This is a genomic window from Pseudoduganella dura (assembly GCF_009727155.1).
Taxonomy (GTDB): domain Bacteria; phylum Pseudomonadota; class Gammaproteobacteria; order Burkholderiales; family Burkholderiaceae_D; genus Rugamonas; species Rugamonas dura.
This window is the reverse complement of sequence record NZ_WNWM01000002.1, coordinates 1199262-1216805: the sequence shown is the minus strand read 5'-3', so window position 1 is coordinate 1216805 and position 17544 is coordinate 1199262. Positions and strand designations below refer to the sequence as shown.

At 63.7% G+C, this 17544-nt stretch carries 16 protein-coding genes, 3 tRNA genes and 1 riboswitch; of the genes, 4 read left to right on the top strand and 15 right to left on the bottom strand.

The window, feature by feature from the left end; all coding sequences use genetic code 11:
• Positions 1-40: 40 nt before the first annotated feature.
• From GJV26_RS05555 to GJV26_RS05540, 4 genes are all read right to left on the bottom strand, one after another.
• Entirely contained in the window at positions 41-628 is a 588-nt protein-coding gene (locus GJV26_RS05555; protein ID WP_155707954.1) for an IMPACT family protein, read from the bottom strand.
• Positions 629-717: 89 nt separating this feature from the next.
• Positions 718-1908: a DesA family fatty acid desaturase gene (locus tag GJV26_RS05550; RefSeq protein WP_189442234.1), complete on the bottom strand. Its 1191-nt coding sequence runs from the start codon at positions 1906-1908 to the stop codon at positions 718-720.
• A gap of 171 nt (positions 1909-2079) precedes the next feature.
• Positions 2080-2637, bottom strand: a complete 558-nt coding sequence (locus GJV26_RS05545) for a cohesin domain-containing protein (protein ID WP_155707952.1) — start codon at positions 2635-2637, stop codon at positions 2080-2082.
• A gap of 104 nt (positions 2638-2741) precedes the next feature.
• Entirely contained in the window at positions 2742-5747 is a 3006-nt protein-coding gene (locus GJV26_RS05540) for a reprolysin-like metallopeptidase (RefSeq protein ID WP_229419182.1), read from the bottom strand.
• A gap of 380 nt (positions 5748-6127) precedes the next feature.
• Here GJV26_RS05540 and GJV26_RS05535 point away from each other — a divergent pair, with 380 nt between their 5' ends.
• Complete coding sequence (locus GJV26_RS05535; protein ID WP_216643110.1) at positions 6128-7048, top strand: sulfurtransferase; 921 nt, start codon at positions 6128-6130, stop codon at positions 7046-7048.
• 187 nt (positions 7049-7235) lie between these two features.
• Positions 7236-8120, top strand: a complete 885-nt coding sequence (locus tag GJV26_RS05530) for a hypothetical protein (protein WP_155707950.1) — start codon at positions 7236-7238, stop codon at positions 8118-8120.
• A 105-nt stretch (positions 8121-8225) separates the two neighbouring features.
• Here the strand turns inward: GJV26_RS05530 and GJV26_RS05525 are convergent.
• From GJV26_RS05525 to GJV26_RS05475, 11 genes are all read right to left on the bottom strand, one after another.
• Positions 8226-8301 (bottom strand) — tRNA-Lys (locus GJV26_RS05525).
• A 46-nt stretch (positions 8302-8347) separates the two neighbouring features.
• A tRNA-Lys gene (locus tag GJV26_RS05520) sits at positions 8348-8423 on the bottom strand.
• Between the two features lie 35 nt (positions 8424-8458).
• Positions 8459-8534, bottom strand: a tRNA-Lys gene (locus GJV26_RS05515).
• A gap of 231 nt (positions 8535-8765) precedes the next feature.
• The gene (gene ybgF, locus GJV26_RS05510) at positions 8766-9512 is read right to left on the bottom strand and encodes a tol-pal system protein YbgF (RefSeq protein WP_155707949.1); all 747 of its coding nucleotides are present in this window, start codon (positions 9510-9512) and stop codon (positions 8766-8768) included.
• A 93-nt stretch (positions 9513-9605) separates the two neighbouring features.
• The gene (gene pal / locus GJV26_RS05505; protein ID WP_155707948.1) at positions 9606-10136 is read right to left on the bottom strand and encodes a peptidoglycan-associated lipoprotein Pal; all 531 of its coding nucleotides are present in this window, start codon (positions 10134-10136) and stop codon (positions 9606-9608) included.
• Positions 10137-10178: 42 nt separating this feature from the next.
• Positions 10179-11438, bottom strand: coding sequence for a Tol-Pal system beta propeller repeat protein TolB (gene tolB / locus GJV26_RS05500; protein WP_155707947.1), 1260 nt, complete (start codon positions 11436-11438; stop codon positions 10179-10181).
• 8 nt (positions 11439-11446) lie between these two features.
• Positions 11447-12466 (bottom strand): cell envelope integrity protein TolA, encoded by a 1020-nt coding sequence (gene tolA / locus GJV26_RS05495; protein ID WP_155707946.1) that lies wholly within the window; start codon positions 12464-12466, stop codon positions 11447-11449.
• A gap of 3 nt (positions 12467-12469) precedes the next feature.
• Complete coding sequence (locus GJV26_RS05490; protein ID WP_155707945.1) at positions 12470-12907, bottom strand: ExbD/TolR family protein; 438 nt, start codon at positions 12905-12907, stop codon at positions 12470-12472.
• 17 nt (positions 12908-12924) lie between these two features.
• Complete coding sequence (tolQ, locus tag GJV26_RS05485) at positions 12925-13617, bottom strand: protein TolQ (protein ID WP_155707944.1); 693 nt, start codon at positions 13615-13617, stop codon at positions 12925-12927.
• Between the two features lie 95 nt (positions 13618-13712).
• The gene (ybgC, locus tag GJV26_RS05480) at positions 13713-14120 is read right to left on the bottom strand and encodes a tol-pal system-associated acyl-CoA thioesterase (protein ID WP_155707943.1); all 408 of its coding nucleotides are present in this window, start codon (positions 14118-14120) and stop codon (positions 13713-13715) included.
• A 186-nt stretch (positions 14121-14306) separates the two neighbouring features.
• On the bottom strand, positions 14307-15053 hold the full coding sequence (locus GJV26_RS05475; protein WP_155707942.1) for an SDR family oxidoreductase: 747 nt from the start codon (positions 15051-15053) through the stop codon (positions 14307-14309).
• A gap of 187 nt (positions 15054-15240) precedes the next feature.
• A riboswitch (ZMP/ZTP riboswitch) is annotated at positions 15241-15381 on the top strand.
• Positions 15382-15477: 96 nt separating this feature from the next.
• Between GJV26_RS05475 and glyA the strand changes: the two genes are divergently transcribed.
• Together glyA and nrdR are read left to right on the top strand one after the other, a co-directional pair.
• A complete protein-coding gene (glyA, locus tag GJV26_RS05470) occupies positions 15478-16722 on the top strand; it encodes a serine hydroxymethyltransferase (protein ID WP_155707941.1) in 1245 nt (414 codons plus the stop codon).
• Positions 16723-16794: 72 nt separating this feature from the next.
• On the top strand, positions 16795-17262 hold the full coding sequence (gene nrdR / locus GJV26_RS05465) for a transcriptional regulator NrdR (RefSeq protein WP_155707940.1): 468 nt from the start codon (positions 16795-16797) through the stop codon (positions 17260-17262).
• Positions 17263-17544: the final 282 nt, after the last annotated feature.

Here is a 17544-nt window from a genome sequence, read left to right as displayed (position 1 = left end):
GGCAATCGTGAAATAGTTGCTAGAAATAATAAACCTGTTGCTAATCTTTAACCCAGGCGATGCGCCCGTTGCCGCTCTCGTTGAGGCGTGCCACCAGGGCTTTTGCCGCGGCTTCCGGCAGGCTGAATTCCAGCGCCACGTCGTGGCCATGGGCCACCGCCAGCAGCGTGGCGCCGGCGGCATCGAGCTCGCGGCGCATCAGGCCTTCCATCGCGTAGGGCACCGAGCAGGCGAGGCGGCACTCCTTGACGATTGCGATGCGTTCCGCCTTCAGCAGCGCCTGCGCCACCCCGTCGGTGTAGGCACGTACCAGGCCGCCGGCACCCAGCTTCACGCCGCCGAAATAGCGCACCACGGTGGCCAGCACGCCTTCCAGGTCCTGGTGGCGCAGCACGTCGAGCATCGGCCGGCCCGCCGTGCCGCTGGGTTCGCCATCGTCGACGGCGGCCGACTGGCCGCCGGCCAGCAGCGCCCAGCACACGTGGGCCGCGCCCGGGTGGTCGGCCTTCAGGCGCGCCACCACGGCCTGCGCGGCGGCGCGGTCGGTCATCGGCTGCACGCAGGCGAGGAAGCGGCTTTTCTTGATCAGCAGTTCGGCGGAGCAGGGGGCGGCGAGGGTGTGCGGCATCGAGGCGGAAAACGGAGGGAGACCGCCGATTGTAACCGGCGGCCCGGCCATGCCGGAAGCCGGCCGCTGGAGGTCGGGCGTCTCGCGTGTCAGGCGTAACTGCGCAGGCGGGCGGCGAAGTCGCGCAGCATGCCGATGCCGGAACGTTCGGCCTGTTCGCACCACTGGCGCAGGTGGGCCAGCAGCTCCTCGGGCCCGGCGTGCTGGCGCTGCCACAGTTCGGCCAGTTCGGCACGCAACTGCTGCATCTTGTACAGGGCGCTGCGGTGGCGCAGGAACAGCGCCAGCGAGGCGGCCTGCTCGTCCGTGACCAGGCCCGGATCGCGGCGCAGCAGGCGGTAGACCTGGGCCAGGAAGGGTTTGTCGAACGTGACGGCGTGCGGCCGTTTCGCATCGTGCCGGCAAGCCCGCCGCAGCATGCGCGCATAGCGGGCCATCACTTCGTGGCGGTTGGCGATGATCGCATGCAGCGTGTGCAGGTCCGCCACCGGCTTGGCGGCCGCGCGGCGCGGCTGCGGCGCCACGCGCGTTACCCGGGCCAGCCCGGCGGCCTGCAGCAAGCGGATATACAGCCAGCCCACGTCGAATTCGAACCAGCGCGAGGACAGGCGCGCCGACGTGGGGTAGGTGTGGTGGTTGTTGTGCAGCTCCTCGCCGCCGATCAGCAGGCCCAGCGGGCCGATATTGGTGGCGGCATGGGGGCCGTCGTAATTGCGGTAGCCCCACCAGTGGCCCAGGCCATTGATGACGCCCGCCGCCGTGACGGGAATCCACAGCATCTGCACCGCCCAGACGGTAACGCCGATGGCGCCGAACAGCAGCACGTCGATCACCAGCATCAGGCCCACGCCCTGCCACTGAAAGCGCGAATAAACGCGGCGTTCCAGTGCGTCGTCCGGCGTGCCGGTGCCGTACTGCGCCACGGTGACCGGGTTGGCCGCCTCGATCCGGTACAGTTCCGAGCCTTGCGCCAGCACGCGGCGAATGCCGAACACGGCGGGGCTGTGCGGATCGCCGTCGAGCTCGCAACGCGCATGGTGCTTGCGGTGCACGGCGACCCATTCGCGCGTGACCATGCCGGTGGTGAGCCAGAGCCAGAAACGGAAGAAGTGGCTGGCCAGCGGATGCAGCGTGAGCGCGCGGTGCGCCTGGCAGCGGTGCAGGTAGATGGTGACGGCGGCGATCGTGACATGCGTCAGCGCCAGCGTGCAGGCAGCGATCGCCCACGCGCTCCAGTCGAGCACGCCATGCGACAAGAAGGCGAGGATCGCAACGAGGATGGCATCGGAGTCCATGCTGTTCCTTTCCGGTAGTGGCAAGATCAGCATAGGCGCTTTGCGGCCGGAAGTCGATGCGTGCACTTCAACCGCCGGAAAAGCACCGGGCTGCACAAGGCAGCCCGGTAATTTCGCGCGGGCCGTGCGGGCCCGTCCGGTTCGGTCAGTCGCCGCTCAGGCGCGGCCGGCCAGCTGGCGGCGGCGCAGCGCGGCCACGCCGATCAGGCCCACGCCCAGCATCAGGTACGTTGCTGGCTCGGGCACGGCACTCACCTGCAGCGAAGCGCTGTTGAGGCTGGTGGCGATGTCGTCGCCGCCGGAGTTGAAGAACAGCGTTTCCGAGAACGTCAGCGCGGAACTGCCGGCGCCGATGGCCAGGAACGAAATCGTGCCCAGGCTGCCGGTGCCGGACACGCCGGGAACCGGACCGATCAGCGTGCCCGCGGCGTACGAAATCTTGCCGGCCGTATTGTCGATGTCGCCGGGGAACGTCTCGCCGCCAAGGAAGTTGCTCGCCGTCACACCCGTGACCTGCAGCACACTCGGGTCGAACGAGAACGAAAACTGGTAGGTGTACAGGTCGGTCACGTCCGACAGCTGGATATCGAGCACGACAGTCTGGCCCACGGTTGCCGGATTCGGCGACACCACGGGAGTCAGCGCCGCTGCGTAGGCCTGTACGCTTGCCGCGCTCAGCAGTGCCGCGCCCAGGTATTTCTTCCATCCACTCATGTTGTTTCTCCTAGTTGCCCGGTCCGGGCAGTCATATGGTATCACCGGCCGGAGACGATCCGGCCGGTTGGCGCTCCAGCGGAACTGGAGGAGCTGGGCAGCGGTCAGTTGCAGGACGTTCCCGACGTTACGCGGCGTGCCACGTAGTTCAGGTCGCGCGCATCGATGACGCCATCGACGACCGCGTCGGCGCGCGCATCGAACCCGGGCTGGCCGGTGCGCTTGCCGAACGCGGCGCGGAGGACGCCAATATCCGCACAGTCTACGACACCGTCCGTGTTGACGTCGCCCGGCAGGCGGATCGTGAAGTTGGTGTTCGACACGTCGAAGAACACGTTGCCGATCGCTTCCACCTTGACGCGCGCGGCCGTCGTCGCCACGGCCGGCAACGTGACGGCGGCGCTGCCGTCGTTCGGCGTGCTGGCGGCCAGCGTGTGCGGCCAGGTCTTGCCGCCGTCGGTGGACAGCGAGATCTTCACGCTGTCGACGCCGACCGGGGCCGCGTTGGTGTTGGCCACGCTCCACGTGACCGTCTGTGCCGTGCCGGCATCGACCGTGGCGGCCGAATTGAGCGACGTGACCAGGAACGGCCCGGCCGCGGGCGCCAGCACCAGTTGCGTGTCGGCGCTGCTGATGCCGCCACGGCCGTCACGCGCCGTCAGCCGGAAGTTCAGCGACGCCGGGGCGGCGTTCGTGCCGGGGCGGCCCACGTAGGCGGGGGTCGGCAGGAACTCGGCGTAGCACTCGATGTCGGCCGCGGTCGGCGTGGCGGCCGGGGTCGGGCAGGCGCCGGTTTCCGCGTTCGTGTTGTTCGCCAGGATCTGGTCCAGGTCGGGGAACACGCGGGTCGGATCGGTCGTGACGTGGTTCTGGCCGGGCGAGTTGTACTTGATCGTGTCGGTGCTGGACACCACCGCGCGCTTGCCGAACTGGCTGAACAGCGGGCCGTTCGTCTTCACGTTGTTCAGCAGTGCCGTGCCGGCCGTCGCGCCGCGGTCGTTCTGTTCCCACAGGTAGGTGACCGTGTCGCCGTCGGCATCGGTGGCGTTGCCGGTCAGCGCGAACGGCGTTTGCACCGGGATCGTGTAGCTGGCCGCCGTCGTGACCAGCGGTACGCTGTTGCCGGTCGATGCGATGCTGCCGCCGCGCGTGGTAAGGCCGCCGGCCGCGATTTCGCCGGTAAAGCCGGTAACGCCGCTGCTGAAGTTCACCAGCTGCAGTTGCGCGGTATTGGTGGCCGCCAGCGTGCCTCCGAACGTGACCGTGAAGCCGTTGTTCGTCAGTGCGCTGATGGTGACGGTGGCGCCGGCCGGCCAGCCCGAAATCGCCTGGATCGCCGCCCGAACGCCGGCGGTCGTGTAGTTGGAGCCGCGCACGATCGGCGCGGACAGGTTACCGTTCCAGCTGACCTGGAATTGCTGGCCGTCGGCGGTGAAGTTGCGCAGCACGCCCGCCTGCACTTCGTTGATCGGCGTCTCGCCGCTGGTGACGTATGCGGTGATTTCATCGAAGCTGCGCTGCGACCAGTACGGGTCGCTGTGCGGCTGGATGTTATCGGCGGCGCAAATGCCCGCGTAGGCCATGATCGACGAGCCGCTGCCCACCTCGACCGAGGTCTCCGGGTTGCGGTTGCCGCCGGCGCAGCTGCCGGTGACGCCGTTGAAGGTGTGGTTGCCGGCGAACTGGTGGCCGATCTCGTGCGCCACGTAGTCGACCGCGAAATAGTCGCCCACCGGCGTCGGCACGCCCGTGCAACCCTGTGCCTTGGCATTGCCGCCCACGACACCCAGGCTGGCGACGCCGCCGCCGTTCAGGCCGAACGCGATGTGGCCGATATCGAAGTTGCTGGCGCCGGCCAGCAGGCCGGTCACGATGCGGTTGCGCTGCAGCGTGGAGCTGGCGCAGCCGGAGGCCTGCGCGGTGGTGTAGCAGGCCGCGCCGCCGCAGGGACCGTTGGTGCCGGTCATCTGCGCGGCGGTATCGAGGTTCAGCGCATCGGTGCCTTCGATCAGCACCAGGCGGATCGAGGTTTCGTCCTCGTAGATCTGGGTGACGCGGTTGATCAGCGTGACCTTGGCGGCCGTCACGTTGGCCGAGCCGCCGAAGTAGGTGGCATACGATGGATCGGTCACCAGTGCCAGGCGATAGGTGCGCAGCTGGTTGCCGGTGGTGGCGCTGGCGGCCGAGGTGGCCTCGACCACGTGGTACGACGCGGTGCTGGTGGCGCGGCCATCGCTGGCGACGACCTCGAAGGAGCCGGTGCTGCCGGCCGGCAGCGTCAGCGACACGACGCCGTTGCGGTCCGCCGTGGCGGCCACGGTCTGCAGCGCGCCTTCCTCGCCCTCGGTACGCACGGTGATGTTGACGGTCGCGCCCGGCGCGAAGTTCAGGCCGCGCACTTCGACGTTGTCGCCTTCCTTGTAGAAACCGCGGGACAGCGTCAGCTGCGCTTCGCCCAGTGCGGCTTCGACGAGCGGGCCATGCTGGTTCGTCAGGTCGCGGCTGTGATAGCTGGCATACAGGCTGTCGTCCAGGTGGTAATAGGGGTCGACATACCAGCCGCCGTTCGGCGAACGCACGGAAGCATGCAGGCCCAGCCTGGTGATGTCCATGCGCAGCGTGGCGGTGGGGTCGTCGATGCCCTTGCCGCGGTAGGTCTTGATATCGGGATGCTTGGCTGCCAGGCCCGGTTCCATGATCGGTGATTCGACCAGCGCGAAACGCTGGTAGCCGCCGTCCGGATGGGGCAGCGAGATGGTCAGGGTATTGGGAACTTCGCCGTCGCCGCGTTCGAGCGGCGCACCCGCGGTCAGGCCCTTCATGCCCGGCTTGTCCAGCGTGGCGGCGTGGAAACGCTTGAGCTTCAGCGACGGCGTTTTCGTCGCGCCGCCAACGGTCAGCGAGGCTGCCGGAATGGCGGTGCTTTGCCAATGAGGCGCGGCGCGCTCGACGGACACTGCCGGATTTTCCGCCTTCGCGGCATGCGCGATCGGCGCAGCGGCAGTAAAGGCAAGGGCGACACATAGCGCCAGGGAGGATTTCACGCCCGGCGCGGTGCGCATCTGCTGCAACCCGCCGTGGTTCGACGGGGTGAACGGCTTGATTCTCATGCAATGTCCTTTCGCGACTTGGTTTGCTCTACTCGGTGGTCTTGTTGTTGTGTCTCTTGTCATGATCCCTTTTGATCCGCTGCTTCCCCCAGCGGCAGTTCGCATTTCTTGATATAAATTAAGCAATGGAACTCAACAATACTATTGCTGATTTATTATTTTGCTCAAGCTTAATTTTTTACTGCGTTGTAAAGAGCATGAAAAAAGCGATTGGTAATTGCATGGAAGTAATATGTAAAGCCATTGTTCGTTGTAGAGATCAGTTTTGTCAGTACCCGCGCGCTTCCCGGAACGGCGATTTTCCCTGCTGAATTGTCGCAGCGATATAATGGCTGCCTTCTTTACTCGTGCCCGCCTACGGCCAACTTCCGGCAATTGCATTGAATCCCGTTCATCTACCTCCTGCAGCTGGCTGTCGCGCGGATCTGGTCCGGGCGCGGCAACTCGTCAGCGCGAACGAACTGGCGGCACTGATCTTGCACGGTGGCCTTGGCGATGGTTGCCGGCTGATCGAAACGGGGTGCGGTGCCGTGCACTTCTTCGAGGCGTCGCATATTCCCGGTGCCGGCTACCTGGATACCTGCGAAATCGAGGAGCCGCCCCTCTGGAACAAGGTGCCTGACGAGGCGCTGCTGCGCGTGCTGCTGTCGCGCGGCATTCGCCACGACACGACAGTCATCCTCTATGGCCGTAACAACCTGGCCGCGGCGCGGGTGGCGCACCTGATGCTGTATGCGGGCGTGACGGATGTGCGCCTGCTCGATGGCGGATTCGCCGCGTGGCAGGCGGGCGGCCATTCCTGCGAGGCGGGGCCGTCACGGTCGTTGTCTCCGGTTGCCGGTTTCGGCATTTCGTTTCCCGCGCATCCCGAGTTCCTGGCCGACATGGCGCAGGCCCGCGCGCTGCTCGGCCGGAACGACACCGCGCTTGTCAGCATCCGCAGCGAGGCGGAATTCCTGGGCAAGGTGTCGGGCTACAGTTATATCGCCGCGCGGGGCGACATCCCCGGCGCGCTCTGGGGCAGGGCGGGTGACGATGGCGACGTCAACAGCATGACCGCTTATCAGCTGGACGACGGCACGATGCGGCCGGCCGCCGGGATTGCGGCGATGTGGCAGCTGGAAGGGATCACGGCCGAACAGCGCATCGCGTTTTATTGCGGCACCGGCTGGCGGGCATCGTTGGCGTTCTTTTATGCGTGGCTGATGGGGTGGCCGGAGATTGCCGTGTATGACGGGGGATGGCTGGAGTGGAGTGGGGGGCTGGTCGAGACATGCGACCGGTGGACAAGCAAATGCTGATGCGCCGATTGAAATGAACCCTGCGAAGACCGGCTTTGCGGTCTTCCTTGTGACACGGGTGCGGGTGCCGATATGCATCGGGCGATTAAATAATTTTCTTTGAGAAATATATTTACGCGGCTTAACGCCGATTTACAGAAGGCGCTCCTATAGTCGTATTTCCATTCTTAATCCTGGAGACGGCCCTATGCGTAGTAACGACCATTTCAATTCGAATCACGGATTCAACCCCTACTCATCTTCCGGTTATGTGTCCGGCAATGTCCAGTTCACGATCACCGACGGCCAGGTGACCGGCCTGGCGCGGGTCGCCGGCGACCATGTCATCCCGGTGAAACTGCCTGCCGATGCAACGTTCACGGTAGGTACCGGCACCGTGACCGAAACCATCACCCGCGGCACGACGACCGAGGTATCGACCTATGCGGTCGATACGGCGGACAGCACGCTGTACCACCTGTCGCAGGACGTGAAGACGTTCGACACGACGGTGGCCAGTGCGCGTTCCTATACCTTCACCGTGACCGACGGATCGGTGACGGCCGTTTCCGAATCCGTTGGCTGGTCAGGCAACGTCCGTACGGTCGATGTCACGAAACTGGCCGCCACGAGCTTCACGGTCGAGGGCGGCACGATCACCGCGACAACGGTGCACGGCAATACGCTGGAGACGCTTCAATTCACGTCGACGGACGGCACCACGTATCACCTCGCATCCGACACGCAGGCATTCGCCGCGTTGGGCAGCGCGACCACGGCGCTCGATGTCGACCCGTACGACCGCCTGAGTTTCACATTCAGCGGCGATACGGTGACGGCGGCCCAGGTCGTCAAGGCGGACGGCACGACGGTTGCCGTGTCGACCCATGGCAATACCACAGTCGCCTATACGCAGCCGGAGGAGGGATACGTGGTGCAGACCGTGACATACGGCACCCGGACCCAGTTTGAAGTATTCCATGACGGTAACGGCGACGGTATCTACACGGAGGTCGCCCATGGCACCGGAGCGACCGTCGATATCGTCGGCTTGCAGGCGCAGATTACGACGGCGATCGACGCGCTGCTGTAAAGCCTGCCGGCCTCGATGGCGCATGGCGCGATATTCCCGGGCGCTGAACTGGCCGGAAACAAAAAAGCCCACGAACGTGAATTCGTGGGCTTTCCTGATGAATCTTGGTAGGCCGTGCGGGATTCGAACCTGCGACCAACGGATTAAAAGTCCGCTGCTCTACCAGCTGAGCTAACGACCCAAGGTAAAACAAACATCTACAACAACTGCGCGACACATTGTGCAAGTGGTAGGCCGTGCGGGATTCGAACCTGCGACCAACGGATTAAAAGTCCGCTGCTCTACCAGCTGAGCTAACGACCCCCTGCAAAACTAGTTACTGCGCTGCTTCTTTCGAGTGGTAGGCCGTGCGGGATTCGAACCTGCGACCAACGGATTAAAAGTCCGCTGCTCTACCAGCTGAGCTAACGACCCTCCGAAAGAAGCGGGATTATAGGATGGCCCGGCCGTTCCTGTCAAATGCTTAGGAGCATCGAATCGTACGAAATTTCATTCGTGCCCGTGTCCACCGGTGCCGGGCGGGCAATGGCGCGCACGCCATTGCCCGCTCACAGGCAAGAAGCCGGCTCCGCGCGACTCCTGCTGCGTTCCATGTGGTCACCCCATGGCGGACGAACCGGACTGTACTGCTGCTCCCCTCGCTTCCTACTTGCTCCCCAGCCGCTCCTTGGCGGTCCGCGCGGCCGCGGTGTTCGGGTAAGCCTTGATCAGCTCGTTCAGCGTCTTCTTGGCGTTGTTGACGGCCTTCAGCTCGGTCTGGCAGCTGGCGATGTTCAGCATCGCGTCGGCGGCCTTCGGGCTGTCCGGGTAGTTCTTGACCACCGCCTGCTGCGCCACGATCGCGGCCTTGCAGTCGCGGTTCGCGTAATAGGCGTTGCCCAGCCAGTACTGGGCATTGGCGGCATAGGCCGAGCCGGGGTAGCGCCGCACGAACGCTTGCAGCGCGGTGGCGGCGCCTTCGTAGTTGCCTTCCTTGAACTGCTGCATCGCCGCGTCGTAGGAGTTCTGCTCGGACTGGTCGACCGATGCGGTCTGGCCGTCGATCTCGACCTGGCGCGGCTCCAGGGCGCGCAGGCGCTTGTCCATGTCGGCGTACAGGTCCTTCTGGCGCTTGGAGGCTACTTCGATTTCGTTCTGCAGCACTTCCACCTGGCCGCGCAGGCGCGCGATTTCCTGCATCGTCTGTTCATGCTGGGCGATCAGGTCCAGCGTGGAGGTCTTGTCCGCCTTGGTGTCCATGCGGGAGGCGAGATCCTTCGACAGCGCTTCCACCTTGGCACGCAGGTCGAGGATCGCGCGGCGCGCTTCGTCGTCGTCGAACACGCCGGCGGAGGCATGCAGGGAGAAGGCGGCGGCTGCCAGTGCGACAGCCGTCTTGGCGAATTTGATCATGTTCGTAAGCGCTTTCAATGAAAAAACGGGGCAGGGCGCAGTATAACTTGCGCGCTGCCCCGTTACGGGTGTCCGAATCGGTGGATTCAGGAATTACTTGTAGACGATGTCGGCACGACGGTTCTGCGCCCATGCCTCTTCGTTGCTGCCGGTGGCTTTCGGCTTTTCCTTGCCCAGCGAAACAGCTTCAACCTGCGCATCCGACACGCCCAGCGCGACCAGCGAGCGCTTCACGGCTTCGGCACGTTTCTGGCCCAGGGCCAGGTTGTACTCGGCGCCGCCGCGTTCATCGGTATTGCCTTGAACCAGGATGTTGCGGCTGGTGTTCTTGGTCAGGTAGCCGGCGTGGTTCGACACCACCGACTTGCCATCTTCGCGCACGACATAGCTGTCGAAGTCGAAGTACACGCTGCGCTGTGCCAGCACGCCTTGCGGATCGTCCAGCGGGTCGAGCGACTTGGTTTCCACCGGTGCCACGGAACGGGTGTTGTCGGCCTGTGGCGTGGTGTCGGTCGGCTTGCTTTCCACTACGGGTGCCGGCTCGGTAACCTTGACGGGGCTCGAGCAAGCTGCCAGCAGGGCGGCGCTGCTGATGATGAAGGCGATGCTTTTTACGTTACGCATATTGATTCTCCTGGTCGTTGTGAAAGGTCTTTACTGCCTGTTTTACTTCATGAAAGGACCCCAGGTGGGTTCCTTGATTGCACCGGCCTGAATGGTCAGGCGTTGCTTGACCCGGCCGTCCACCGACACCACCGCCAGGGCCTTGCGCCCGCCCGATTCGGTCGAGTACAAGATGTACTTGCCGTTCGGAGCGAAGCTCGGGGCCTGGTCGTTGCTGTTATCCGACAAACGTAGCTCCTGGCCGCTTGCCAGATCCATCACATAGAGCTGGAAGTTGCCGTTGCGCCGGGAAATATAGGCCAGCGTCTTGCCATCCGAGGAAAGACGCGGGCTGATGTTGTAGGTGCCCTTGAAGGTCACGCGCTGGGCGTCGCCGCCGTTCACGCTCATGCGGTACACCTGCGGGCCGCCGCTGCGGTCGCTGGTGAAGTAGATCGACTGGCCGTCCGCGGAGAACTGCGGTTCGGTATCGATGCCGCTGCTGTTCGAGATGCGGCGGATGCCGCCGCCGCTGCTGTTGGCGATATAGACCTGCGTGTTGCCCGTCTTCGACAGGGCCAGCGCGATGCGGCTGCCGTCCGGCGACCAGGAAGGGGCCGAATTGCTGCCGCGTTCGTTGGCGATCACGGTGCGCTGGCGCGTGATCAGGTTCTGCACGTAGATCACCGGTTTCTTCTGCTCGAACGACACATAGGCCACCTTGGTGCCGTCCGGCGACCACGACGGCGAAATGATCGGCTCGTTCGACGACAGCGCCAGCTGCACGTTCTCGCCGTCCGCGTCGGCCACTTCCAGGCGGTAGGAGCGGCCCTGCTGCGTCACGTAGGCGATGCGGGTGGCGAAGATGCCGCGCACGCCCGTCAGCTTTTCATAGATGTCGTCGGAAATCTTGTGGGCCGACAGCCGGGTGAACTGCGCCGGCGCCTGCTGGTCCAGCTGCGACAGCTTGCTGTTCTGAATCGTCGACATCAGCTTGTAGCGCACGTCGTACGTGCCGTTCGCCCCCTTTTGCACGGTGCCGATCACCAGCGCGTCGGCGCCGCGCGCCTTGTAGGTGGAAGCATCGACATTCATGTCGGTAATCGTGCCGGCATCGATCACCTTGAAGGCGCCGCTGCGCTCCAGGTCGGTCTTGATGACGGACGAGATCTGCGTGGGCGACTGGCCTTCGTCGACGAAGGCGGCCACGGCCACGGGAATCTGGTTGCTGCCGACGCCGGAAATTTCCACGCGCAATTGCGCCTGGGCGGTGAGACTGGCCAGCATGCCGGCGGTGATGAACAGGGTATTGAGTTTTTTCATGTTTCGCGTCAAGGCAAGTCTTTCAAATTGAAGTTGGCATTGATATCCCGCTCCACCGTGCCGTCTTTCTTTTTTGGCAGAGGCGACGACTTGTTGATCGCGTTCTCCACGGCGGCATCGTAGGCAGGAATTCCGCTGCTCTTGATCTTTCGGACCGAAATGATTTCCCCAGTCGGTAATTGCGAAATCTTGAACTCCGCACGCGGATTGCCCGGAACATCCTGGCTGCCCGCATAGCTGATGTTGCTCTTGATCTTGGCCGTGATGGCGGCCACGTAGCCGCCGTCCATCCGCGGCGCGGTCGATTTCTCGGCCGTGCCGCTGCTGCCGCCAGCGGCGCCGGTAATGCGCCGCATTTCATCCGCGCGCATTTTCGCCAGGCGATCGGATTCCTTCTTCTCCGCGGCCTTCTTCTCGGCCAGCTGTTTCTTTTTGGCTTCGTCGTCTTTTTTCTTTTGCTCGGCCAGTTCCTTCTTCTCGGCCGCCGCTTTTTCCTCGGCCAGGCGTTCTTTTTCTTCCTCGCGTTCCCGCTTTTCCTGCTCTTTCTTCTGCTTCTGCTCGGCGAGCTTGCGCTCCCGCTCGGCTTCCTTCTGGTCCTCGAGCTTCTGCTTGCGCTTTTCCTCGGCCTTTTCCTCGGCAATGCGCTTTTCCTCTTCCTTCTTCTTCTCGCGCTCTTTCCTGAGCGCGATTTCCGGATCGGGCTTCGGCGGCGTCACTTCCTTCGGCGGCGGCGGAGCCGGCGTCGGGGCAGGAGGCGGTGGAGCCGGTTCCGGCTTCGGTTCCGGCGCGGGCGCAGGCTCCGGTTCCGGTGCTTCGGCGGGCGGCGGCGGCGGTGCGGCCTGCTGCGTGGTCAGGTCCCACACTTCCGCTTCCACGGCCACCGGCTGCGTGTTCTGCCAGTTGACGCCGATTACCAGGAACAGGACCAGCAGCGCGTGCGTGGCCAGCGCGAGACCGAACGCGCGCCAGCCGCTGCCATTGCGGGGCACCCGATACGGGCCGCCCGTGTTTGCTTCATTTGTCGCCATGCCTTACTTCGTCGCCAGACCGACGCGGTTGATGCCCATCTTTTTCGCTTCGGAAATCAACTGGATCACGTCGTCGTACTTGCTTTCCTTGTCGCCCGCGATCAGCACCGGATAATCGGGATTGTCCTCGTGCAGCGTTGCCAGCTTGCGCACCAGGGCATCGCGGTTCGGCGCCGTTTCCGGCGCATCGGCATTCTTGCCCGCGATGCCGATCGACAGCGCACCATTGGGCTTGAGCGTGACCTGGATATAGGCATCCGGCGGACGCACCGATTTTTCCGCGTGCGGCAAGTCGATCGAACTCGGATTGTTCGAGCTCGGCATCACCATGAAGATGATCAGCAGGCACAGCATCACGTCGATATACGGCACGACGTTGATCTCGGATTTCAGCTTGCGGCCGCGGCCGCCACGCATGCTGCTGTTGAAGGAAGAAGCCATCGTGGTCTCCGTTCGTTCTAGCGCGACTGACGCTGCAGGATGTTCGAGAACTCTTCGACGAAGCTTTCGAAGCGGATCGCCAGGCGGTCGATATCATGCGAAAAACGGTTGTAGGCCACCACGGCGGGGATGGCCGCGAATAGGCCGATCGCGGTGGCGATCAGTGCCTCGGCGATGCCCGGCGCCACCGCCGACAGCGTGGCCTGCTGCACGTTGGCCAGGCCGCGGAACGCGTTCATGATGCCCCACACGGTGCCGAGCAGGCCGATGTACGGCGACACGGAGCCGACCGACGCCAGGAATGCCAGGTGCGATTCCAGCACATCCATCTCGCGCTGGAACGCCGCGCGCATCGCGCGGCGGGCGCCATCGAGCAGCGCGCCGCCATCGAACGTCTCACGGTTGGCGGCCACCGCCTGCTTGCCCTTGATGAACTCGCCCATGCCGGCTTCGAAGATGCGCGACAGCGCGCCGTTGTTGGCGCGGTTGCTGCCTGCGGCCTGGTACAGCTGGTGCAGGTTGCCGCCGGCCCAGAAGGTCTTTTCGAAATCGACCGTCAGGCGGCGCGCGGCGCGCACGTCGAACAATTTCTTGAAGATATAGGTCCAGCTGACGATGGAAAGGCCAAGCAGCAGCGCCATGATCAGCTGAACGATCAGGTGCGCATTGGAGATGAGGGCAATGAAGGAAAGATCTTGGGACTCGTTCATTTATAAATTAGTTGTACAATAGTAAGCAATTGGTGAGTACGGGCACGGTGCATGCCGGTAATCCGTCGAAGTGCAAAGTGCCCGAGGCCGGCCGGTCAGCTCACGTAGGCGCGCATGTGTCCGGCGACGGCGTCGGGCACCGCGCAGGGGCGCAGCGCGGAATCGACACAACCAACCTTGACATGAGCCGTGTTCAACAGGGTCGAGCCGCACCATGCCTGCTGCCGGAACACGACAGAGGCACGACCAAGCTTCTCGATAACTAGCGTCAAGTGTAGAGCATCGTCCAGTCTGGCGGGCGCATGATAGTCCGCGCTGACATTTTTCACCACGAACATCGCGTCGTGCTCTTCCAGCAGTTTCTGCTGCTCAACACCAATCGCGCGCAGCCATTCGGTACGCGCGCGTTCGAAAAACTTCAGGTAATTCGCGTAATAGACGATGCCGCCCGCGTCCGTATCCTCGTAGTAGACACGGACCTCCCAGGTGAACTCTGAAGCCATGGTGGTATTGTTACAAGTGTTATCAGGCAACATTCTACGCGATTCATGCAAAACCGTTGCCAAAAGTTTGCTGACGTTATGAAAAGCTGATCAGTTAAACAAATTCGTGGGAGCCCACCAATACTTGTAACATTCGCTTACGAATGGTGCACCAAGGCAATTAAATTCCGCCGCATCGTCGCCATGTCAGACACGCTTGATCGCCAGCGGACCGGCAGCCTGGCAAGTGGGCATCAATTCGATCATGTTCACGTTGACGTGCGGCGGCAAAGTGGCGATCCAGTAGGCGGTCGCGGCGATGTCGTCGGCCGTCAGCGGCGTGGTGCCTTCGTAGACCTTGGCGGCGGCGGCGTCGTCGCCCTTCAGCCGCACGTTCGAGAACTCGGTGCCGCCGCAAAGGCCCGGCGCGATATTGGTGGCGCGCACGCCGGTGCCCACCAGGTCCGAACGCAGGTTCAGCGTGAACTGGTCGACAAAGGCCTTGGTGGCGCCATACACGTTGCCGCCCGGGTAAGGGAAGCGCCCGGCCACCGAGCCCAGGTTGATGATCAGGCCGCTGTTGCGGGCCACCATGCCGGGCAGCACGGCGCGCGTCATCGTCACCAGGCCGGTGCAGTTGGTGGCGATCATCGTTTCCCAGTCTTCCAGCTGCGCCTCGTGGGCCGGCCGCACGCCGAGCGCGAGGCCGGCGTTGTTGACCAGCACATCGATATCGCGCCAGCCGGCCGGCAGCGCTTCGAGCGCCGCATGGATCGCCGCCTTGTCGGTCACGTCCAGCGGCACGGCGCGCACGTTCGGTCCCAGCTCGCCGGCCAGGGCTTCCAGCCGGTCTTCACGGCGGCCCGAAATCAGCACGCGGTGGCCATTGGTGGCAAAGATGCGCGCCATCGCGGCGCCGAAGCCGGCGGTAGCGCCGGTAATGAAGACGATCATGAGCATTCCTCGAAAGTGCGGTTGGCGTGGGTCCGCTGGTGGGTCAAGCGCTTCCACCATGCCCGGCAAATCCTCGCGATTGTAGCCGAATTGACAGTGTTTGGTCGCGCTACCACGTCGAGCTCGCCTCGCGGAGCGCCCCTTCCTTGCTCAGACTGGGCACATCACATACAATCTCGGCTCCATTTATGTCCCACGTAACTGGCGAAAAGCGCGCATTTGAACGACCGGGCGGCGGAGGCGGCACCGGCACGGGCATGGCGGGCGAGAGGTGGAGATCCACCGGGGAACGTGGGATGTCACAACGCCGTTCGCCTGGGCAGCCACGATGGAATCGCGCGGATGAGCGTGCGGTCGGGCTGTCTGTGTCTACCCGGCATGTCCTCATTCGATCCTATCTGCCAGTCTCAATCGGAGTTAATTCATGTTCGCAAAAGATCACACCCTCGCCAATGTCGACCCGGAACTGTTCGGCGCCATCCAGAACGAAAACAAGCGCCAGCACGACCATATCGAGCTGATCGCGTCGGAGAACTACACGTCGCCGGCCGTCATGGAAGCCCAGGGTTCGCAGCTGACGAATAAATACGCCGAAGGCTATCCGGGCAAGCGCTACTACGGCGGTTGCGAATACGTGGACGTGGTGGAGCAGCTGGCCATCGACCGCGTCAAGCAGCTGTTCGGCGCCGAAGCGGCCAACGTGCAGCCCAATTCCGGTTCGCAGGCCAACCAGGGCGTGTTCTTCGCCGTGCTCAAGCCGGGCGACACCATCATGGGCATGTCGCTGGCCGAAGGCGGCCACCTGACGCACGGCATGGCGCTGAACATGTCCGGCAAGTGGTTCAACGTGGTGTCCTACGGCCTCACCGCCGAAGAAGACATCGACTACGCCGCGATGGAAAAGCTGGCCCACGAGCACAAGCCGAAGCTGATCATCGCCGGCGCGTCGGCTTTCTCGAAGAAGATCGACTTCGAACGCTTCGCCGCCGTGGCCAAGGCCGTCGGCGCCTACTTCATGGTGGACATGGCCCACTACGCCGGCCTGATCGCCGCCGGCCTGTACCCGAACCCGGTACCGCACGCCGACTTCGTCACGTCGACCACGCACAAGTCGCTGCGCGGCCCGCGCGGCGGCATCATCCTGATGAAGGCCGAGCACGAGAAGATCATCAACTCGGCGATCTTCCCCGGCATCCAGGGCGGCCCGCTGATGCACGTGATCGCCGGCAAGGCCGTGGCATTCAAGGAAGCGCAATCGGAAGAATTCAAGGCCTACCAGCAGCAGGTCGTGAAGAACGCCGACGTACTGGCGAAAACGCTGATCAAGCGCGGCCTGCGCATCGTTTCCGGCGGTACCGAGTCGCACGTGTTCCTGGTGGACCTGCGCGCGAAAAACCTGACCGGCAAGGAAGCCGAGGCGATCCTGGGTTCGGCCCACATCACCTGCAACAAGAACGGCATTCCGAACGATCCGCAAAAACCGTTCGTCACGTCCGGCATCCGCCTGGGCAGCCCGGCGATGACCACCCGCGGCTTCAAGGAAGCGGAAGCCGAGGAAGTGGGCAACCTGATCGCCGACGTGCTGGACAACCCGCAGGACGCCGCCACGATCGAACGCGTCAAGGCCGCCGTCAAGGTGCTGGCCGACAAGTACCCGGTTTACGCTTAATCGACACGGCGTTACTATCGGGGCGCCGGGCTGCGAAGCCCGGCGCCTTTTTTGATCCCACCAGGTTCGCCCATGAAATGTCCGTTCTGCCAGCACGATGAAATCCACGTCCTCGATACGCGCGTATCGGAGGAGGGGGACGCGATCAAGCGCCGGCGGCGCTGCGGCAAGTGCGACAAGCGCTTCACCACGTACGAGCGGATCGAACTTTCGATGCCGTTCGTGGTCAAGAAAAATGGCAGCCGGGCCGAGTACGCGGAGGCGAAGTTGCGCGGTAGCCTGATGCTCGCATTGCGCAAGCGTCCGGTCGCCGCCGCCGCCGTCGACGACGCGGTGAAATCGATCGCGGAAAAACTGCTCACGAGCGGCAAGCGCGAAGTCGATTCCAACTACATCGGCGAACTGGTGATGGGCGAGCTGAAGCGGCTCGACAAGGTGGCGTACATCCGCTTCGCTTCCGTCTACAAGAATTTCGAGGATCTCGCGGAATTCCAGGATGCGATCGAGGAAGCCGGCCAGGAGCGCAAGCGGCAGGAGTGATGCCGGCGGCCTGACGGCGCGCGTCACCGTGGCACGCAGGGATTCCGGCCAGTCGCCGCCATCCGTGCTCACGGGCCGCTGTTACAAGCTGCTGTCACAAGCTGCTGTCACAAGCTGCTGTCACAAGCTGCTGTCACAAGCTGTTATCACAATCCTGTATCACAATCGATCATCGCGATCCACAGTATTCATGCGATAAAGACGGTTCCCTGTTGAACGTCTTGCGCTGATCGTTCTCCCTTCCTTGCGCGAGGCCATTCCGACCTCGCACCCTGCGTTTGC